Annotated in this window: 14 protein-coding genes; 7 read left to right on the top strand and 7 right to left on the bottom strand. The window is 70.4% G+C overall.

From position 1 onward, the window contains the following. Nucleotides 1–42: 42 nt before the first annotated feature. The 5 genes from aceB (at nt 43) to ACH34S_RS28040 (ending at nt 6,475) form a co-directional block, all read left to right on the top strand. Complete coding sequence (aceB, locus tag ACH34S_RS28060; RefSeq protein ID WP_395955794.1) at nt 43–1,650, top strand: malate synthase A; 1,608 nt, start codon at nt 43–45, stop codon at nt 1,648–1,650. 53 nt (nt 1,651–1,703) lie between these two features. Next, entirely contained in the window at nt 1,704–3,152 is a 1,449-nt protein-coding gene (locus ACH34S_RS28055; RefSeq protein WP_395955793.1) for an FAD-linked oxidase C-terminal domain-containing protein, read from the top strand. A 74-nt stretch (nt 3,153–3,226) separates the two neighbouring features. After that, nucleotides 3,227–4,348: an FAD-binding oxidoreductase gene (locus ACH34S_RS28050; RefSeq protein WP_395955792.1), complete on the top strand. Its 1,122-nt coding sequence runs from the start codon at nt 3,227–3,229 to the stop codon at nt 4,346–4,348. After that, nucleotides 4,348–5,634, top strand: a complete 1,287-nt coding sequence (locus tag ACH34S_RS28045) for a (Fe-S)-binding protein (RefSeq protein WP_395955791.1) — start codon at nt 4,348–4,350, stop codon at nt 5,632–5,634. Before ACH34S_RS28050 ends, ACH34S_RS28045 begins: the two co-directional genes overlap by 1 nt. Before the next feature lie 109 nt (nt 5,635–5,743). Then, nucleotides 5,744–6,475 carry a hypothetical protein gene (locus ACH34S_RS28040; protein WP_395955790.1) on the top strand — a complete coding sequence of 244 codons (732 nt, stop codon included), beginning with the start codon at nt 5,744–5,746 and terminating at the stop codon, nt 6,473–6,475. A gap of 20 nt (nt 6,476–6,495) precedes the next feature. Here the strand turns inward: ACH34S_RS28040 and ACH34S_RS28035 are convergent, their stop codons facing one another. The 5 genes from ACH34S_RS28035 to ACH34S_RS28015 are packed head-to-tail and all read right to left on the bottom strand — an operon-like array spanning nt 6,496 to nt 12,866. After that, on the bottom strand, nt 6,496–8,172 hold the full coding sequence (locus ACH34S_RS28035) for an ABC transporter family substrate-binding protein (RefSeq protein ID WP_395955789.1): 1,677 nt from the start codon (nt 8,170–8,172) through the stop codon (nt 6,496–6,498). Further along, complete coding sequence (locus ACH34S_RS28030; RefSeq protein WP_395955788.1) at nt 8,169–10,007, bottom strand: dipeptide ABC transporter ATP-binding protein; 1,839 nt, start codon at nt 10,005–10,007, stop codon at nt 8,169–8,171. Before ACH34S_RS28030 ends, ACH34S_RS28035 begins: the two co-directional genes overlap by 4 nt. Further along, nucleotides 10,004–10,819: an ABC transporter permease gene (locus ACH34S_RS28025; protein WP_395955787.1), complete on the bottom strand. Its 816-nt coding sequence runs from the start codon at nt 10,817–10,819 to the stop codon at nt 10,004–10,006. Before ACH34S_RS28025 ends, ACH34S_RS28030 begins: the two co-directional genes overlap by 4 nt. Before the next feature lie 2 nt (nt 10,820–10,821). Then, the gene (locus ACH34S_RS28020; protein WP_395955786.1) at nt 10,822–11,826 is read right to left on the bottom strand and encodes an ABC transporter permease; all 1,005 of its coding nucleotides are present in this window, start codon (nt 11,824–11,826) and stop codon (nt 10,822–10,824) included. Nucleotides 11,827–11,885: 59 nt separating this feature from the next. Then, nucleotides 11,886–12,866 carry a hypothetical protein gene (locus ACH34S_RS28015; protein ID WP_395955785.1) on the bottom strand — a complete coding sequence of 327 codons (981 nt, stop codon included), beginning with the start codon at nt 12,864–12,866 and terminating at the stop codon, nt 11,886–11,888. A 102-nt stretch (nt 12,867–12,968) separates the two neighbouring features. Here ACH34S_RS28015 and ACH34S_RS28010 point away from each other — a divergent pair, with 102 nt between their 5' ends. Next, nucleotides 12,969–13,580 (top strand): TetR/AcrR family transcriptional regulator, encoded by a 612-nt coding sequence (locus ACH34S_RS28010; RefSeq protein ID WP_395955784.1) that lies wholly within the window; start codon nt 12,969–12,971, stop codon nt 13,578–13,580. Between the two features lie 393 nt (nt 13,581–13,973). Continuing rightward, on the top strand, nt 13,974–15,938 hold the full coding sequence (locus ACH34S_RS28005; protein ID WP_395955783.1) for a sensor histidine kinase: 1,965 nt from the start codon (nt 13,974–13,976) through the stop codon (nt 15,936–15,938). Nucleotides 15,939–16,248: 310 nt separating this feature from the next. On the opposite strand, the gene dapF is transcribed toward ACH34S_RS28005, so the two are convergent. Continuing rightward, nucleotides 16,249–17,088 carry a diaminopimelate epimerase gene (gene dapF, locus ACH34S_RS28000; protein WP_395955782.1) on the bottom strand — a complete coding sequence of 280 codons (840 nt, stop codon included), beginning with the start codon at nt 17,086–17,088 and terminating at the stop codon, nt 16,249–16,251. A gap of 30 nt (nt 17,089–17,118) precedes the next feature. Continuing rightward, on the bottom strand, nt 17,119–18,009 hold the full coding sequence (gene miaA / locus ACH34S_RS27995; protein WP_395955885.1) for a tRNA (adenosine(37)-N6)-dimethylallyltransferase MiaA: 891 nt from the start codon (nt 18,007–18,009) through the stop codon (nt 17,119–17,121). Nucleotides 18,010–18,033 lie beyond the last annotated feature (24 nt).

The following is an 18,033-nucleotide window of genomic DNA, read 5'->3' as shown; positions in this document are numbered from 1 at the left end:
AACCGAATTTCGCGGTACGAAAACAAGAGGAAGGGCAGGCAGATGGCTGGACTTGACGGCATCGAGGTCACCGGACCCCTCGGCGATCGCTACGAGGAGATCCTGACCCCCGAGGCGCTCGGCCTGCTCGCCTCCCTGCAGCGCGCGCTCGGCGCACGGCGCGAGGAACTTTTGGCGGCCCGCGCCGAACGTCAGCGCAAGCTCTCCGCGGGCGGCACGCTCGACTTCCTGCCCGAGACCGCGAACATCCGGGACGACGGCTCCTGGCGCGTCGCCGACCCCGCCCCCGGCCTGGAGGACCGCCGCGTCGAGATCACCGGCCCCACGGACCGCAAGATGACGATCAACGCGCTGAACTCCGGCGCGAAGGTGTGGCTGGCCGACTTCGAGGACGCCAACACCCCCCTCTGGGACAACATGATCGAAGGGCAGCTCAACCTGCGCGACGCCCTCGACCGCACCATCGACTTCACCGACGAGAAGAGCGGCAAGTCCTACGCGCTGAAGGACGACGCGGAGCTCGCGACGATCGTCGTCCGGCCGCGCGGCTGGCACATGGAGGAGAAGCACCTCCTCGTCGACGGCAAGCCCATGTCGGGGTCGCTGTTCGACTTCGGCCTGTACTTCTTCCACTCCGCCCGCAGGCAGCTCGCCAAGGGCAAGGGCCCGTACTACTACCTGCCGAAGATGGAGAGCCACCTTGAGGCGCGGCTCTGGAACGACGCGTTCAACCTCGCCCAGGACGCCCTGGACGTCCCGCGCGGCACGATCCGCGCGACCGTCCTGATCGAGACGATCCCGGCCGCGTTCGAGATGGAGGAGATCCTCTACGAGCTGCGCGACCACTCCGCGGGCCTGAACGCCGGCCGCTGGGACTACCTCTTCTCCGTGATCAAGAAGTTCCGGGACCGGGGCGCGGACTTCATCCTCCCGGAGCGGAACGCGATCACGATGACCGCGCCGTTCATGCGGGCCTACACCGAGCTGCTCGTCCGGACGTGCCACAAGCGCGGCGCGCACGCGATCGGCGGGATGGCGGCGTTCATCCCGTCCCGCCGCGACGAGGAGGTCAACAAGGTCGCGCTGGAGAAGGTCAGGGCCGACAAGACCCGCGAGTCGGGCGACGGCTTCGACGGCTCGTGGGTCGCGCACCCCGACCTCGTCCCGGTGTGCCGGGAGGTGTTCGACGGAGTCCTCGGCGGCAAGCCGAACCAGCGCGACCGGCTGCGCGAGGACGTCAGCGTCTCCGCCGCCGACCTCCTCAACATCAAGGCGACCCCCGGCGAGATCACCGAGGCGGGCCTGCGCAACAACATCGACGTCGCGCTGCGCTACCTCGCGACCTGGCTGGACGGCGCCGGCGCGGTCGCGATCCACAACCTGATGGAGGACGCGGCGACCGCCGAGATCTCCCGCTCCCAGGTGTGGCAGTGGATCTACAACGGCGTCACCACCGCCGAGGGCAGGAAGATCACGAAGGAGTGGGTCGCGGAGCTGCTGGACGAGGAGCTCGCGAAGATCCGGCAGGAGCTGGGGCAGGCGTACAACGAGCCCCGCTACGACCAGGCGGTGGCGCTCTTCAAGGACGTCACCCTCGCCGACGAGTACTCCGAGTTCCTCACCACCCCCGCCTACCAGCGGTTCCCCTGAGCGGCGTCCCCCGATCTTGCGGCGGGAGGCGGGGGCGGAGGAAGGTGGAGTGCATGGAAGCGGGACTCGCGGTGCTCGCGGCACGGCTCGAAGGGCTGCTCGGGGCCGCGCGGGTGATCACCGATCCGGTGCGGCTGCGCACGTACGAGTGCGACGGCCTGACCAACCACCGGTCGACGCCCGCGGTCGTGGTGCTGCCCGGCACCGCCGAGCAGATCGCCGCGATCGTCCGCGAGTGCGCGGCGTCCGGGGTGCCGTACGTGGCGCGCGGGTCCGGGACGGGCCTGTCCGGCGGGGCGCTCCCCCGGGCGGACGGCGTGCTGATCGTCACCTCGCGGATGCGCCGGATCCTGGAGATCGACATTCCGGGGCAGCGGGCCGTGGTGGAGCCCGGTGTGATCAACCTGGACGTGACGCGGGCCGTCCGGCCGTACGGGTACTACTTCGCGCCCGACCCGTCCAGCCAGCAGATCTGCTCGGTCGGCGGGAACGTGGCGGAGAACTCCGGCGGCGCGCACTGCCTGAAGTACGGGTTCACCGCGCATCACGTGCTGTCCTGCGAGGTCGTCACGCCGGACGGCGAGATCGTCGAGCTGCCGGCCGGCGGCCCGGGCTACGACCTGCTGGGCGTGTTCGTCGGCGCGGAGGGCACGCTCGGCATCACCACCAAGATCACCGTGCGGCTGACGCGGGTGCCGGAGACGGTGCAGACGCTGCTGGCGGCGTTCGGGTCGATCGAGGCGGGCGGCGCCGCGGTGTCGGCGATCATCGGCGCGGGCGTCGTCCCGGCGGCGATCGAGATGATGGACGCGCTGTCGATCGAGGCGGCGGAGGCGGCGGTGCGCTGCGAGTACCCGCCGGGCGCGGGCGCGGTGCTGATCGTGGAGCTGGACGGCCCCGAGCCGGAGGTCGCGGCGCAGTTCGCCGAGGTCGAGCGGATGTGCCGGGAGGCGGGCGCGTTCGAGATCCGCATCGCCGCCGACGACGAGGAGCGCGCGCTGATCTGGAAGGGGCGCAAGTCGGCGTTCGCGGCGGTCGGCCGGATCAGCCCGGCCTACATCGTCCAGGACGGCGTGATCCCCCGGACGTCGCTCCCGCAGGTGCTGGCGAGCATCGACGCGCTGTCGGCCGAGTCGGGTGTGCGGGTCGCGAACGTCTTCCATGCGGGCGACGGCAATCTGCATCCGCTGGTGCTGTTCGACGATGCCGAGCCGGGCGCGGAGGAGCGTGCGGAGGCGGTGTCGGGCGCGATCCTCGACCTGTGCATCGAGCATGGCGGTTCCATCACGGGCGAGCACGGCGTAGGGGTGGACAAGTCCCGCTACATGACCCGCATGTTCACCGACGCCGATCTGGACACGATGCAGATGGTCCGCTGCGGTTTCGACCCTGATGGGCTGTGCAACCCGGGCAAGGTGTTCCCGACACCGCGCCTGTGCGGTGAGGTCCCCGGTGTGCGCAGAGGCGCCCACCCGTATGAGGGAAAGGCGGACCTTTTCTGATGGGGCCCCTGGACGCTCTGGCGAAGGTCTGCGGAGATGTAAGGCCCGGTGAACCTGCGGAAGGTGTGCTCGGTGTGGAGCCCGCGCTGGTCGCCGCGCCGGAGAACGTGAACGAGGCCGCCGAGGTCATGCGCGTCGCGGCCGAGAACGGGCTGGCGGTCGTCCCGCGTGGGGCCGAAACCCGCCTGGACTGGGGCGCGCCCCCGGATCGGTGCGATCTGCTGGTCGACACCCACCGGCTGGATGGTCTCATCGAGCACGCCGCAGGTGACCTTGTGGCGAAGGCTGAGGCGGGCCTGCCGATGGAGCGGCTCGCCGAGAAGCTCGCAGAGCGCGGTCAGCGGCTCGCGCTGGACGTTCCCGTGCCCGGTTCCACTGTCGGCGGCACTATCGCCACGGGCGCCGCGGGTCCGCTTCGTTCGCTCTACGGGACGCCGCGCAGCCTGGTCATCGGGCTGACGATCGTCCGGGCCGACGGTCAGATCGCGCGTTCCGGCGGGAAGGTCGTCAAGAACGTCGCCGGGTACGACCTCGGACGGCTCTTCTCCGGCTCGTTCGGCACTCTCGGGCTGATCGTGGACGCGACGTTCCGCCTGCACCCTGTGCCCGCGGCGACCGCCTACGTGGTCTGCGCTGTGAGCGGGCCAGAAGATGCGCATGACGCCGTCCAGACCGTCCTTCACTGTGCGGTGGCGCCGAGTGCGGTGGAGTACATCGGCCCGGGAACGGTCGCGGTCCTTCTGGAGGGCGTCCCAGACGGGGTAGCCGCGCGTGCTCGGCAAACCGCAGAGCTGCTAGGCGAGAACGCCGAAATCGCCGAAACCGCACCGGACGGCTGGGGACGGTACCCGGACGGCAGCACCCTCATCGACATCAGCGCCCCGGCGCCAGCCCTCCGCGACCTCCTCTCCCTGCTCAGCCCCAACATCGCAGTAACCTGGAGTGGCAGCGGGCACGGCTACGTCGGTCTCCCCTCGGAGTCGACACCGGACGAGGTGGCCGACGTCCTAGGACGGCTACGGAACGCCCTGGGCCGGCACCGTGGCGGCGCCGTCGTCCGCTACACGCCGGAGGAGGTGCGAAGCGAGATCGACCTGTGGGGCCCGGTTCCTGCGCTCGCGCTGATGCGGCGCGTGAAGGACCAGTTCGACCCGGATCACCGGCTGTCCCCGGGCCGCTTCGCGGGAGGAATCTGATGGGCGCTGAGGACGACCTCCCAAATCTGCTGAGCGACTGCGTGCACTGCGGTTTCTGCCTGCCGACATGCCCGACGTACGTCCTGTGGGGCGAGGAGATGGACTCTCCCAGGGGCCGCATCCACCTCATGCAGCAGCACGTGGACGGAGCCCCGCTCAGCGACGCGATGGTGGAGCATTTCGACCGCTGCCTGGGGTGCATGGCATGCGTGACGTCCTGCCCGTCCGGTGTGCAGTACGACCGGCTGATCGAGATGACCCGCGCCGACGTCGAGCGTGAGCATCCTCGTTCGCTGAAGGAACGTGCCATCCGGGAACTGGTCTTCCAACTGTTCCCGTACAGGCGGCGGCTTCGTGCTCTACGCGGGCCGTTGCGCGCCTACCAGAAATCGGGTCTGGAGCGGCTCGTCCGGCGTAGTGGCCTCCTGGAGCGCATCTCGCCGTCTGTCGCCGCGATGGAACGGCTTGCCCCGCCCCTGGGCAGGGCGCCGAAACTGCCCGAACGGGTCGCGGCGCGTGGTGAGCGCCGGGCCACGGTCGGGATGCTGACCGGCTGCGTGCAGGCCGAGTTCTTCCCCGGCGTGAACGCGGCCACGGCGCGCGTCCTGGCGCTGGAGGGCTGCGACGTCGTCATCCCCAGGGAACAGGGCTGCTGCGGCGCGCTGTCCATGCACTCCGGCCGCGAGGACGAGGCCCGCGCCTTCGCCCGCCGGACGATCCAGATGTTCGAGGCCGTCGACGTCATCGTGGTGAACTCCGCGGGCTGCGGGTCGGCGATGAAGGAGTACCGGGCGCTGCTCGCCGACGATCCGGCCTGGTCGGGACGCGCGGACGCGCTGTCGGCCAAGACCCGCGACTTCGCCGAGTTCCTCGCCGATCTCGGGCCGCGCGCGAAACGCGAACCCGTTCCGGTCACCGTCGCCTACCACGACGCTTGCCATCTGGCCCACGCGCAGGGGATCCGCAGCCAGCCGCGGGAGCTGCTCGCCGCGATCCCCGAGCTGACCGTCCGCGAGATCGCCGAACCGGAGATCTGCTGCGGCTCCGCCGGGACCTACAACCTGTTCCAGCCGGAGGCCGCCGGAGAGCTCGGCGACCGCAAGGCGGTGAACGTGGACGCCACCCGGGCCGAACTACTGGTCGCCGCCAACCCCGGCTGCTCCATGCAGATCGCCACCGCGCTGCGGCGGCGCGGCGCCGGCATCGCCGTCGCGCACACCGCGCAGGTGCTGGACGCCTCCCTGCGAGGCCTCGGTCGCGACGCGCTCGTCACGCGCAATTCGTAAGCGCCTGACCAGGGACATCGCCGATCCGGGCGTCCGGTATCGTGTCTGACTGCTTGAGACAGGACGCGCTTACTGAGCCTCTGAACGGGCCCGAGGGAGCACGCAGAGCATGGCCACCAGCTATCGACCGAACCGTTCGAACCGTTCGCACCGCCGGAAAAAGAAGAGCAACGCGGGGAGGCTCGGGCTCGCCGGGGCCCTCGCCGGAGCCGTGGGCATCGCCGCCGTGGCCGCCGGGATCGTCGTCCTCCGCCCGGACGGGGAGTCCGGCACGGATCCCGCCCGTCCGGCGTCCGCCGGTCAGGGCGACGGCGCCGGGGCGCAGGGCCCGTCCGTGCCCGCCCCGAAGACCGGTCCCCCGATCGGCTTCACGACGCCGGAGGGCTACGGCTACAGCCTCGCCGCCATCAAGGCGGGGACGGACAAGCAGCCGCTCGGCGCCACCGGGGCCCCGCCGTCCGGCACGACGTACGCCTACGCCGACTACGTCCTCACCAACAGCCAGCGGCGGCCCGTGCTGCTGGACTATCCGGCCGACTTGTTCCTGCCGAAGGCGCAGGTCCCGTCGTCCACGCGGGAGCGGTGCATGCCGCAGCCCGGCATCCCGGACGCCATGTGCACGCTCCCGAACCAGAGCAAGATCACCGCCCGGGTCGGCGGGGCGAAGGAGCCCGTCGACGAGAACGGCAGCTTGATGATCCCGGCGGGCGCGTCGTACGTGGTGCGGATCGCCACCGAGCTCCCGGTCGACGCGGGCATCTCCGCCGACGACCTGCGGCTGTACGTGTGGAACGCGCGTTTCACCAACGACCGCAAGGGCGTCCAGCTCGCGTTCCCCTGAGGGTGGTCTCGCTGGTCTTGTTATCGGGGTGCTGTGAACCCGATGTCCTGGTAGGCGGGCTCGAAGAAGCCACAAGCCCCCATATTGGCCAGACCCGCGCGTGTGGCGACGAGCTGGGGACGCTGATACAGCGGCAAGACCGATGCTTGTTGCCAGATGAGCCGATCGGTTCTGTTCACGAGGACGTGAATTCTCGCCGGGTCGATCTCTGCGATAGCGCGATCCATGGCGGTGTCTATGGCCGCCGTACCGATGCGGGAGAAATTCTGCTGGACGCGGTCGCCGTGGGGTCGCGCGAAGACGGCCTGCATCGGCGACACCGGGAAAGACGTGCCGAGCCAGGAGAACGGGACGATGTCGAAGTCTCCGGGCGCGACGTACCGGTCGAACGCGTCGTCGGCGGGCACCGGGACGATGTCCACGCGGACACCGATGCGTTCGAGCAAGGCGCGGGTCAACTCCCCTTCCCGTTTGCTGATCGGAACTCCGGAGGGGACGACGAAGCGTAGGGAAAGCGTCCGTCCCGCTTTGGTCCGGTACTTGCCGTGGCTGGGGAGCGTCCAGCCTGCCTCGTTCAGGAGTTCTCTGGCGCGAGCCGGATCGTACCTTCCGAGGTCTCCGGAGTTGTCCTGGTAGCCGTCCTGGGTGTTGACATAGAAATGGTTGCCGAGCGTCTGTACGGGCACCCCGAGCCCGGACAGATCGGCGCTGGCGATGATGCGCCTATCGATCCCGAGCATGACGGCCCGCCGCACCCGAACATCGGACAGGGCGGGGCCCTTCGCATTGAGCGTGAAATGCCGCCAGTCCGGACCGCCCGCCCGGCGTACCGCTGCTCCTGGAACGCTCTGGACGCGTTTCAGGGCGCCCGCGTCGAGACCGATGTCCATCAGGTCGATCTCGTTGTTGGTGAACGCGCCGGGCATCGCGCTGGTGTCCATGGCGCGGTAGACGATCCGGTCGAGTTTCGCGGGTGCTCCCCACCAGGCGGGGTCACGGACGATGGTGAGAGTCTTGGCCGTCCGGTCGATTTCCTGGAATTTGAACGGGCCGGATGTGACAGGCAGGCGATTCATCCAGCCGGTGTTGAACGCGCGTGGCGTGGAGTAGGCGACGGCAGGGTAGAGCGGGCTGAACAAGCTGCGCCAATCCGCGTACGTCCCATCGAAAGTCACCTTCACGGTGTGCTCGCCTGCGCCTCGCTCGACGCGCCTGATTCGGCTATAGCCGGTGGTGGACGAGACCTCGTACCGCGTGTCACGTCCAGAGAGCGCGTGCGTCTGGGCGACGAAGTCGGCCTGTCCGATGGGGCGGCCGTCCGACCACCTGGCCTTCGGGTTGAGCCGGTAGGTCACGGTCTGGCCATGCTTCGTGCGCTTCAACGTCGCCGACCGCAGATATTCGGGAACAGGGCGCGGCGTGGCCTTCTCGCCGGCCCGCATCAAGTACGGCAGGACTCCCTGAGTGACGTGCTCGACCGCTCCTTTGGTGCCATTGACATGGTTGAAATTCCACTGGGTCGAAAACTCCGGCAGTGGCCAGCGAAGCGTCCCGCCGTCCACGACACGGTCACGCGGGGTCGGATTGACATCGGACGCTGGAAGGCGTCCGGACGCCGTTTGGCTGAACGACTCCCCCGCCGCACTGCAGCCACCCAAGGCCAGCAACAACAAGACGCAAACGACGACACGTGTCATAGTCCGGCCCTAGCTTCGACAAGCGGATAGTGGCAGGCGACAGACTGATCTGCGTCGCCCTCAGGCCGCAGCGGACGGGACGCCGGTTCGTGTTCCTCGCACAGACGTCCGTCGACGGCGGTCAGCGTGGCGTAGCGCGGACACCGAGAACGGAATCGGCATCCCATGGGCGACGAAGCCGGGTCAGGTGGCTCGCCCTGCAAAAGGACAAGGGGACGACGCCGCTCCAGAACCGGATCAGGCAACGGGACGGCGTCGAGCAGCGCGCGTGTGTACGGATGGGCTGGGGCGCCGTACACGTCCCCTACCGAACCGGTCTCCGCGATACGGCCCATGTACATGACGGCGACTCGATCTGCGATCCGGTGGACGACGGCCAAGTCATGAGCGACGAACAGGTAAGCCAGGCCGAGCCGCTCACGCAGTCTCTCCAGCAGGGTGGTGACTTCGGCCTGAACTGACACGTCCAAGGCCGCTAATGGCTCGTCCAGGAGCAGTAGACGCGGCTCTAATGCCAAGGCTCTGGCCAGGCCCACGCGCTGCGCCTCCCCGCCTGAGAGACCGTGCGGGAATCGCCGGGCATGCTCTGGCCCTAACCCCACCAATTCCAGTAGCTCTTCGACACGGCCACCAACCCTGGACGCCGCTACACCATGCGTGGTCAGCGGTTCGGCAAGGATGGATGCCACACGCATTCGCGGATTGAGGGACGCGTAAGGGTCCTGGAACACGACCTGGACATCGCGTCGCAAAGCTTTGCGCTGGGCGGCGCGCAAGGCCGCCGTGTCATGTCCGAAGACTGCGATGCGTCCACTCTGCGGGCGTGACAGCCGCAGGATCTCCATCAGGGTCGTGGTCTTGCCGCTTCCCGATTCGCCCACCAGCGCTAAGGTCTCGCCCTCTCGGACGTCGAAACCGATACCGTCCAAGGCCCGTACCGTCCCGGCTCGGCGTCGCAGCAATGCGCCCCTATAGAGCGGGTAGTGGCGGACGAGCCCGTCCACCGCCAGCACCACGGACCGCCCAGCGCGCTCAACCCCCGCTCTAGGGGCAGACGACTCCCCGATACGCGGAACCGAGCACAGCAACGCCTTCGTGTAGGGGGTGGCCGGCCGCCGGTAGATCTGCTCCACCGGCCCTTGCTCGACGGCGCGTCCCCCGTGCATCACCATCACCCGGTCTGCGAATCCGGCGACGACGCCCATGTCATGGCTGATCAGCACGATCGCCGCGCCGGTGGCGTCCTGGGCGGCCCGCAGCACGTCCAGGACCTGCGCCTGGACGGTCACGTCGAGCGCGGTCGTCGGCTCGTCCGCGATCAGCAGGCCGGGTTCGTTCGCGATCGCCATGGCGATCACCACGCGCTGCCGCATCCCGCCGGACAGCTCGTGCGGGTACGCACGAGCAACCCGGGCGGCGCCCGGAATACCGACCAGCCCGAGCAGTTCGACGGCCCGCGCACGTGCCGCCGCACGGGTGGCCTTGGAATGGATCAGGACCGTCTCGGCGATCTGGTCGCCGACCCTGCGGACGGGCGTGAGCGCTGACAGCGGATCCTGGAAGATCATCGACAGGTCATCGCCGCGTATCCGGGAGAGCTCGGCGTCAGACCGTCCCAGCAATTCCTCACCGCGCAATCTCACCGACCCGGCCACATGGGCGCTCTCCGGCAGAAGCCCGATCAGCGCGAGCGCGAGGGCCGTCTTCCCCGCCCCCGACTCGCCGACGATTCCGAGCACCTCCCCCGGACCGACCGTGAAGCTCACGTGCCGTACGGCGGCGTGCGCCTGCGGCGCGTAGCGAACCGTCAGATCCGTGACCCGCAGGACGGTCAACGCGCACCTCCCGAGGCGGGGTCGAGGCCGTCACGCAGACCGTCGCCCAGCAGATTCACCGCCAGAACGATGAGCACCAGCAGCCCGGCGGCGAACCCGAACGGCAACGGATAGGCGGCCACGGCACCGTGTCCGTCGGCGATCAATGTGCCGAGCGACACGTCCGGCGGACGGACGCCGAGCCCCAGATACGACAGCCCGCTCTCCGCGACGATCGCGACGCCGACGCTGAGGCTCGCATCCACGGCCAGCAGCGACGCGAGCTGCGGCAGGACGTGCCGGACGATCACGCGCGGCGCGCCCACGCCCAGGAACCGGGCGGCCAGCACGTACTCGCGGTCGCGCAGCGAAGCGGTCATGGCGCGCACCATCCGCGCCGTGATCATCCACATGAACGCGGCGAGGAGCGGGATGAGCACGGGCGCGCCCCCATCAAGGTGCGGGGCCAGCAGAACGACGATCAGGAAGGGCGGCAGGGCGAGCAGCAGGTCGACACCCCACATCAGGGTCCGGTCGAGGCGTCCGCCCGCGTATCCGGCGGCGGTGCCGACGACGGCGGCGATTCCGGTCGAGATCACCGCGACGGCGAGACCGATGAGCAGCGACGTCCGCGCTCCGCGCAGGGTGACGGCGAAGACGTCGCGCCCGCTCTCCGTCGTGCCGAGCCAATGCTCCGCTGTCGGCCCGGACCTGAGGGCCGCGAAGTCCGTGTCGTCCCAGCTCCACGGCGCCACGAGCGGCCCAGCGAACACGAGCGCTAGCAATGTCGCGAGCAGAACGAGCCCGGCGACGGCCCGCCGGCTCCGGATCACGATCACACCGCCGCCCGGACGCGCGGGTCGAGGGCGCCCTGCAGAACGTCCGAGATCAGCCCGGCCAGGGCGACCCCGCACACCGCGATGCAGACGATCGCCGCGACCGCGTTCACGTCCCCGCGCGCGATGGAGTCGACGAGCCACTCCCCGGCCCCATGCCAGCCGAAGATCTTCTCTGTGTAGATGCCGCCGAGGAGCAGCAGGCCAAAGGCATAGACGAAGTAGGTCGTCACCGGAGCCAACGCCGTGCGCAGCCCGTGCCGCAACAGTGCCCGACGCCGTCGCAGTCCTCTGGCCCGCGCAGTGCGCACGTAGTCGGCGTGCAGAACGTCCAGCATCATGGCGCGCTGGTAGCGGCAGTAGAGGCCGAGTTGTGCGAGTGCGATGGTGACCGTCGGCAGCAGCAGATGCCTGACCCGGTCAGCGAGCCCGCCGAGCACCCCGTGGGACGCACCAGCCGTGGACTCCCCGACCCACACGAAGACCTGCACGCCCACAACGCCGTTCACCAAGCTCGCCGCGATCTGCAGCACCACCGCCAGAACGAACACCGGTGCGGCCACCAGCAGATATGAACCGAGACAGATGAGTCTGTCGGCCATCCGTCCGCGCCGTGTCGCCGCGTAGGCGCCCAGAAGGACGCCCACAACGCTCCCTAGGACGGCGCCCGGGGCCAGCAGCCGGAGACTCACCCCGAGCCGTCGCCATAACTCGGCGTTGACCGCTTCGCCGTCCCACGTCCGGCCGAAGTCGCCGCGGACGACGCCCGCCGTCCAGGTCAGGTACCGGTCGGCCAGAGGCTCCCGGTCGTTCAGGTTGAGGGCGGTGAGCCGGGCGTCGACCACGGCTTCGGGTGGACGGGGCGCCCTTCCTTCCAAGCCGGCGCGCGGATCGAGCGCGGCGGCGGCGAGCGCGTAGGCGAGGCTCATCGCGAGGACGGCCAGCGCCAGCCGGCCCGCCAGCCGGCGCAGCAGGAACGCCGCCATGTCTTCCCTTCGGACCACCCAGAAGAATCACAGAATGCTACTGAGCGATCACATACTGCGCGGGAAAACGGCAGATGTCAGGCGATGGCGGGTTCGCGGCCCGGCGCGGTCTCGTCGCGGGCGCGTCCGCGCAGCCCGCCGACCGTCAGCAGGACGAATCCCGCGGCGGCCCACGCGACCAGGACGGTCGCCGCCCCGGTGGCGCCCGCGCCGTCGAAGAACGCCGTCGACCGCAGCAGCGTCACCGCGGCCCCGGGCGGGAGGAGCTGGCCGATCTCGCCCCACGGCTGCGGCAGCAGCTCCGGCGCCGAGGTGGCGGCCGACAGGGGGTTGCCGAGGAACAGCAGCGTGAGCGCGCCGAGGCCGAGCCCGGCCCGTCCGACGGCGGCGGCCAGGCCGACGACCGTGCCGGTCACGGCCAGGATGGTCAGCGACATCACCCCGGCGACCGCGAGGTAGGAACCGGGCAGCAGGGACAGCCAGCCCTGCGCGATCCCCGCCACCCCGAGGCCGCCCAGGGCGGCGAACAGGACCACCCCGGCGGCCCGCCACGCGGCCTTCGGGATCGCGAACGTCAGCAGCACCGCGGCGGCGAGCCCGGACATGATCAGCGGCAGCGCGAGCGCCCCGAACCCGGCGCCGCGCGGGTCGTCGGAGTCGGCCGCGACGACGTCCTCGACAGGCGCCGGCGCGCCCCCCGGCTGGGCGAGATTCTGAGCCAGGGCGCTCAGCTGCTGGGCGATGACCGGCGACGCGGCGGACGCGGTGAGGACCTTCGGGCCGGACGGCGTCGTGACGACGGCGCCGTACGCCTCCCGGTCGGCGAGCGCCGCGCGGGCGGCGGCCTCGTCCCGTTCCGTCCGGACGTCGAACGCGCCGGGGCGTTCACGGTCCAGCCTTTCCGCGACGGCGGCGGCCTGCGGACCGGCCACGACGACCGGGACGTCGCGCGGCGCCACCCGCGCCGCGGGCCAGGAGAACGCGATGATCATGACGAGCTGGAGCAGCGCGGCGGCGAGCGCGATGCCGGCGGTGCGCGAGGCGAGGGAGGCCCGCATGGACTCCTCCTAAAACGAATGTCCGTTCTCTTTTCTTGCCGCCAGCGTCGCACCCACCGTCCGAGCTTGTCAAGAAACGAACGTTCGTTTTAAATTGGACCCATGCCGCGAGTCAGCGAAGAGCACCTGGAGCGCCGCCGGCGCCAGATCCTGGACGCCGCCCGCGTCTGCTTCATCCGCAAGGGCATCCACGCGACGTCCATGCAGGACATCTTCGCCGAGTCCGGGCTCTCGGCCGGCGCCGTCTACCGGTACTACAAGAGCAAGAACGAGATCATCGAGGCCAACATCTCGGCGGTCATCGGCGATCTCAACGCGTTCTTCGGCCGGCTCGCCGACAGCGATCCGCTGCTCCCGGTGGACGAGCTGATCGAGCAGTTCGCGTCCAGGGTCGTCAGCCTGTCCGGCCCCGACGGCCCGCTCCGGCTCGCCCCGGCCGCCTGGGCGCTCGCCATGCACGACCCGGAGATCGCCGCGTACATGGCCGGCAACATCAACGGCATCCGCGAGACGTGGACGCGCTACCTGCGCCGCCTGGTCGACGCGGGGTTGCTCCCGCCCGGCGCCGACGTCGTCGCCGCGGGCAAGACCTTGTTCGCGATCCTGCCCGGCTTCGTCCTGCAGCGGCTCATCCTGAAGGACGTCTCGCCCGAGGAATTGCGGCGCGGCATCAGGGCGATCAGCCGCGAGAGCATGTTGACTCTGATGGCCTGACCGGCCGCGAACGCGACCCAAGGCTCCCCTTGGGCATCCGAATCATGACATTTCGGTCACCCGGATACCCTTGCCCCAAAGAGGGATCGGCGGCGATCCGGAACCCGTCCCGGCGGAGGCTCAGAGCCGTCGCCTGCGGCGCATCCCGTCAGAGCCCGGCGAACGAGGCCCGCCGGCACGGACCGGCATACCCGGCCGCAGACTCTGACCTGCGCCTTCCGTTCTCACCACCGGATTCCGCGGTTACCATCACGGCACGCGCCCAGTGCACCGAGACCGCCACGATCTCGACCGACCCCCAGCCGGTGTCCTGAGGCGGACGACCCCTACGACTGCAGCTCAGGGAACTGTAAGTTTTAACATCCCATTACTTTTGGGGTCCCCAAGGAGCACATGGTGGAGACGGCAGAACACGACCGCGGCGCGGGCCGCGTCGCGTTCCCCATCGCACTCGGGGCCGTCCTCATCGTCGCCACGTCCCTCTACCTCGGCACGAGGCTGCCCGAGGCCCGGCGGATGGTCTGGTGGCACCCCGAGATCCTCGTCGCGCTGACCTGGACGCCGGTCGGCGCGATCCTGCTGCGCCACCGGCGCGGGCTGACGGTCGCCTGGCTCATGCTCGGCTCCGGATTCAGCGCCTCCCTGTACGTCCTGTCGCTCAACCTGGGCCCCTGGTTCGAGCTCCACGACTGGACCGGAACCGGCTTCGTGCAATGGCTCGCCACCTGGCTCTGGGTCATTGACACCTACGCCCTTACCCTCGTCCTGCCGCTGATCTTCCCGGACGGGCGGCTGGTCTCGCGCTGGTTCCGGCCCGTGCTCGTGCTCGCCTGCCTCGTCCCGGTGATCGTGACCGTCCACCTGACGATCGACCCGGACGTGCGGGAGTGGCACAACGGCGTCTCGGTCTACCCCTTCGACGAGATCCCGGTGGCCATCACCGCGATCATTCTCGCCACCCTCGCCGCGGCGCTGTTCTCGCTGGTGGTCCGGTTCATCCAGGCGGCGCCCGACGTGCGCCGGCAGATCGTCTGGGTGGTGTACCCGGGCGTGATCGCCGAGGGGATCATCTACGCGGGCGAGAACGGCCCGATCGGAGACCCGGTGCGCAACATCACGATCGTCGCCGTCCCGATCTGCATCGCCTTCGCGATCACCAGGTACCGGCTCTACGATATCGATCTCGTGGTCAGCCGGACGCTGGTGTACGCGGGCCTCGTCGTGGTGATCACCGGCGTCTACTTCGCGCTCGTCGGCGCCGCGAGCCTGCTCGCGCACGGCGAGGGCACGCTCGCCGGGCTGGCCGGCGCGATCGTCGCGGGCGCCTTCTTCGAGCCCGTCCGGCGCCGCCTGCAGCGCACCGTGGACGGGGTCATCCACGGCGAGCGCGACCCGTACCGCATCGCCGACCGCCTCAACCGGCGGCTGCAGACCGCCGCCGACGCGGCCGCCGCGCTCGCCGTCGCCGCCGAGGTGGCGCGCTCGGCCCTGCACGCCACCGGCGTCACGATCGAGGTCCTGGACCGCGACGGCCGGCTGATCTCCGCGGAGGACGGCGTGCTCGGCGCCCGCCCGCAGCTCATCCCGCTCGTCTGGCACGGGGAGCCGGTCGGCCGGCTGCTGTTCGGCGTCACCCGCACGCCGGACGCCCGCCTGTCCGGCATCCTGGCCCGCAACCTCGCCGAGCTGGCGAACGCGGCGCGGCTGGCCGCGGACGTCCAGCGCTCCAGGGAGCGCATCCTGCGCACCCGCGAGGAGGAGCGGCGGCGGCTGCGCCGCGACCTGCACGACGGGCTCGGCCCGACGCTGGCGAGCCTCGCGATGACCGTCGACGCCGCGCGCATCACGCTGAAGACCGACCCGGAGGCGGTCGACGAGCTGCTGGAGAACCTGCGCGCGACGATGGGCCGCACGATCGGCGACATCCGGGACCTGGTGTACGGGCTGCGTCCGCCCGCGCTGGACGACCTGGGGCTGGAGGGCGCGATCCAGGCGCTCGGCGGCGTCGTCGCGACCGGCGACGGCCCGCAGGTCAACGTGCACGTGGACGGCGACCTCAAGGGCCTGCCGGCCGCCGCCGAGGTCGCCGCGTACCGGATCGTTCAGGAGGCGCTCACCAACGTGCACCGGCACGCGAAGGCGGGCTCAGCGGTGGTGCGGCTGCATCTCAACGGCGATCTGCACGTCACCGTCGACGACGACGGAGTCGGGCTGCCCACGCAGGTGCGCTCGGGCGTCGGGATGTCGTCCATGCGGGAACGTGCGGCGGAACTCGGCGGATCGTGCACCGTAGGGCCCGGCCCCCAGGGTGGAACGCTCGTCCGCGCCAGACTTCCCGTCAACGGCGCTCATCCGTAGCTGCACGACAACACTGCCTACGGATCAGATTTTTCTGCGAAACCGCCACCACAACGCTGAAGCCCACCCCAGTGGGCTGAAAAGACACCCGGTGGGAGGGCCGGTGACCGCCCCCCGCCAAGAAGGTCGCCACCGGCCCTCGGGCTCCGTACGGCACCGGGGCTCCCATCCCGATCCGTACGGGCCATTCACCAGAGGGTGTGCAAGAAAGAAGTTATGCGGCGGAAGGTCCCGTTGGTGAGGGACACTTGTCCCGATCGAGCCGGGACGGTGCCGGATCGTGTTCACCCCTGGTCGGACGGGGATTCCATCAGATCCAGCCGGGCCAAGCCTCGCCCTCGGCGACCAGGACCGCCGGACCTGTCAGGCAGGCGGCCTTTCCGTCGAGGGCGACGCCGACCCGTCCACCGGGAACGTCCACCGTCCAGTCAGACGTCCCGGATGCCCCGATTGTTCCCTGAATCGCGGCGGCCGCCGCGGCGACCGCGACGGTCCCGGTCCCGCAGGAGCGGGTCTCGCCGGAGCCGCGCTCGAACACCCGCATCTCCACGTGCCGCTCCCCCACGAAGCGGAAGAACTCGACGTTCACCCCCTGGGGGAAGACGTTGGGGTCGAAGCCGGGGGCGCGCGACAGGTCCAGCGCGGTGACCGGGCCGTCGACGCGGCACGCCAGATGCGGATTTCCCACGGACACGCGCTCGCCCTGGAACACCGTCCCGGCCAGGGTCGCCTCGCCGGGGCCGAGGAGGTCGGCCGGGCCCATCTCGACGCTCACGTCCCCGGACGCGCCGAGCGTCACCCGCCGCAGCCCCGCCCGGGTCGCCACGTCCCACTCGCCGGGCGCGGCGAGGCCGGCGTCGACCAGATAGCGGGCGAAGACGCGGATGCCGTTGCCGCACATCTCGGCGAGGCTCCCGTCGGCGTTGCGGTAGTCCATGAACCACTCGGCGTCCCCGAAGGAGTCCCCACCGGGCACCACCCCGGGGTCGGTCGCCTTCGTCCGGACGACCCGCAGGACGCCGTCCGCGCCGATCCCGGCGCGCCGGTCGCACAGCCGCGCCACGGCGTCCGGAGTGAGCTCCAGGGCGCCGTCCGGATCGGGCAGGATCACGAAGTCGTTCTCGGTGCCATGTCCCTTGACGAACCGCATCCTTCGATCATATTGCCCCCGACCGGAGCGTTATCCGACCAGCGCCAGCGCGCGATCTACCAGGTCGGACGCGTCGTAGGGAAGCCACTGGACGCGCGGATCGCGCCGGAACCACGACTCCTGGCGGCGGGCGAACCGCCGCGTCAGCCGGACGGTCTCCTCCCGCGCCTGCTCCTCCGTCCACTCCCCCGCCAGGAACCTGAGCACCTGTGCGTAACCGAGGGCGCGTCCCGCGGTGAGGCCGTCGCGCAGGCCGCGCTTCTCCAGTGCCCGCACCTCGTCGACGAGCCCCGCGTCCCACATCCTTCGCACCCGCAGGGCGATGCGCTCGTCCAGCTCGTCCCGGGGGACGCTCAGCCCGAGCTGGACGACCGAGTCGTAGCGGTACCGGTGCTCGGGCAGGGTCGCGCTGAACGGGCGGCCGGAGATCTCGACCACCTCCAGCGCCCGGACGATCCGGCGCCCGTTGCTGGGCAGGATCGCGTCCGCCGCGGCCGGGTCGAGCTCGCGCAGCCGGGCATGCAGCGCTCCCGGCCCCACCTCCGCCAGCTCGCCTTCGAGGCGCGCCCTGACGGCCGGGTCCGTCCCCGGGAACTCCAGATGGTCGAGGGCGGCCCGCACGTACAGGCCGGAGCCGCCGACGAGCACCGGCAGCCGGTCCCGCTCCCGGATCCCCGCGATCGCGTCGGCGCTGAGCCGCTGGTATTCGGCGACGCTCGCCGTGACCGTCACGTCCCAGACGTCCAGGAGGTGGTGCGGGACGCCGCGCATCTCGTCCTGGGAGAGTTTGGCCGTGCCGATGTCCATGCCGCGGTAGAGCTGCATCGAGTCGGCGTTGACCGCCTCCCCGCCGAGGCGCAGCGCGAGCTCCACGGCGAGGTCGGACTTGCCGGCGGCCGTCGCGCCGACGATGGCGATCACATCTGGAGAGGTCACAGGCTTAAT

Origin of the sequence: Actinomadura sp. 3N508, assembly GCF_044326375.1 — a bacterium.
Taxonomy (GTDB): domain Bacteria; phylum Actinomycetota; class Actinomycetes; order Streptosporangiales; family Streptosporangiaceae; genus Spirillospora.
Note: the sequence above shows the minus strand (reverse complement) of the source record. Positions and strands in the feature narration are given on the sequence as shown.

Bases quoted from the DNA above. Each gene is read 5' to 3' on its own strand.
- ACH34S_RS28015 (WP_395955785.1), bottom strand. From the start codon at position 12,866: ATGCGGGCCTCCCTCGCCTCGCGCACCGCCGGCATCGCGCTCGCCGCC.
- ACH34S_RS28010 (WP_395955784.1), top strand. From the start codon at position 12,969: ATGCCGCGAGTCAGCGAAGAGCACCTGGAGCGCCGCCGGCGCCAGATC.
- ACH34S_RS28040 (WP_395955790.1), top strand. From the start codon at position 5,744: ATGGCCACCAGCTATCGACCGAACCGTTCGAACCGTTCGCACCGCCGG.
- ACH34S_RS28055 (WP_395955793.1), top strand. From the start codon at position 1,704: ATGGAAGCGGGACTCGCGGTGCTCGCGGCACGGCTCGAAGGGCTGCTC.
- ACH34S_RS28045 (WP_395955791.1), top strand. From the start codon at position 4,348: ATGGGCGCTGAGGACGACCTCCCAAATCTGCTGAGCGACTGCGTGCAC.
- ACH34S_RS28005 (WP_395955783.1), top strand. From the start codon at position 13,974: ATGGTGGAGACGGCAGAACACGACCGCGGCGCGGGCCGCGTCGCGTTC.
- dapF (WP_395955782.1), bottom strand. From the start codon at position 17,088: ATGCGGTTCGTCAAGGGACATGGCACCGAGAACGACTTCGTGATCCTG.
- aceB (WP_395955794.1), top strand. From the start codon at position 43: ATGGCTGGACTTGACGGCATCGAGGTCACCGGACCCCTCGGCGATCGC.
- ACH34S_RS28035 (WP_395955789.1), bottom strand. From the start codon at position 8,172: ATGACACGTGTCGTCGTTTGCGTCTTGTTGTTGCTGGCCTTGGGTGGC.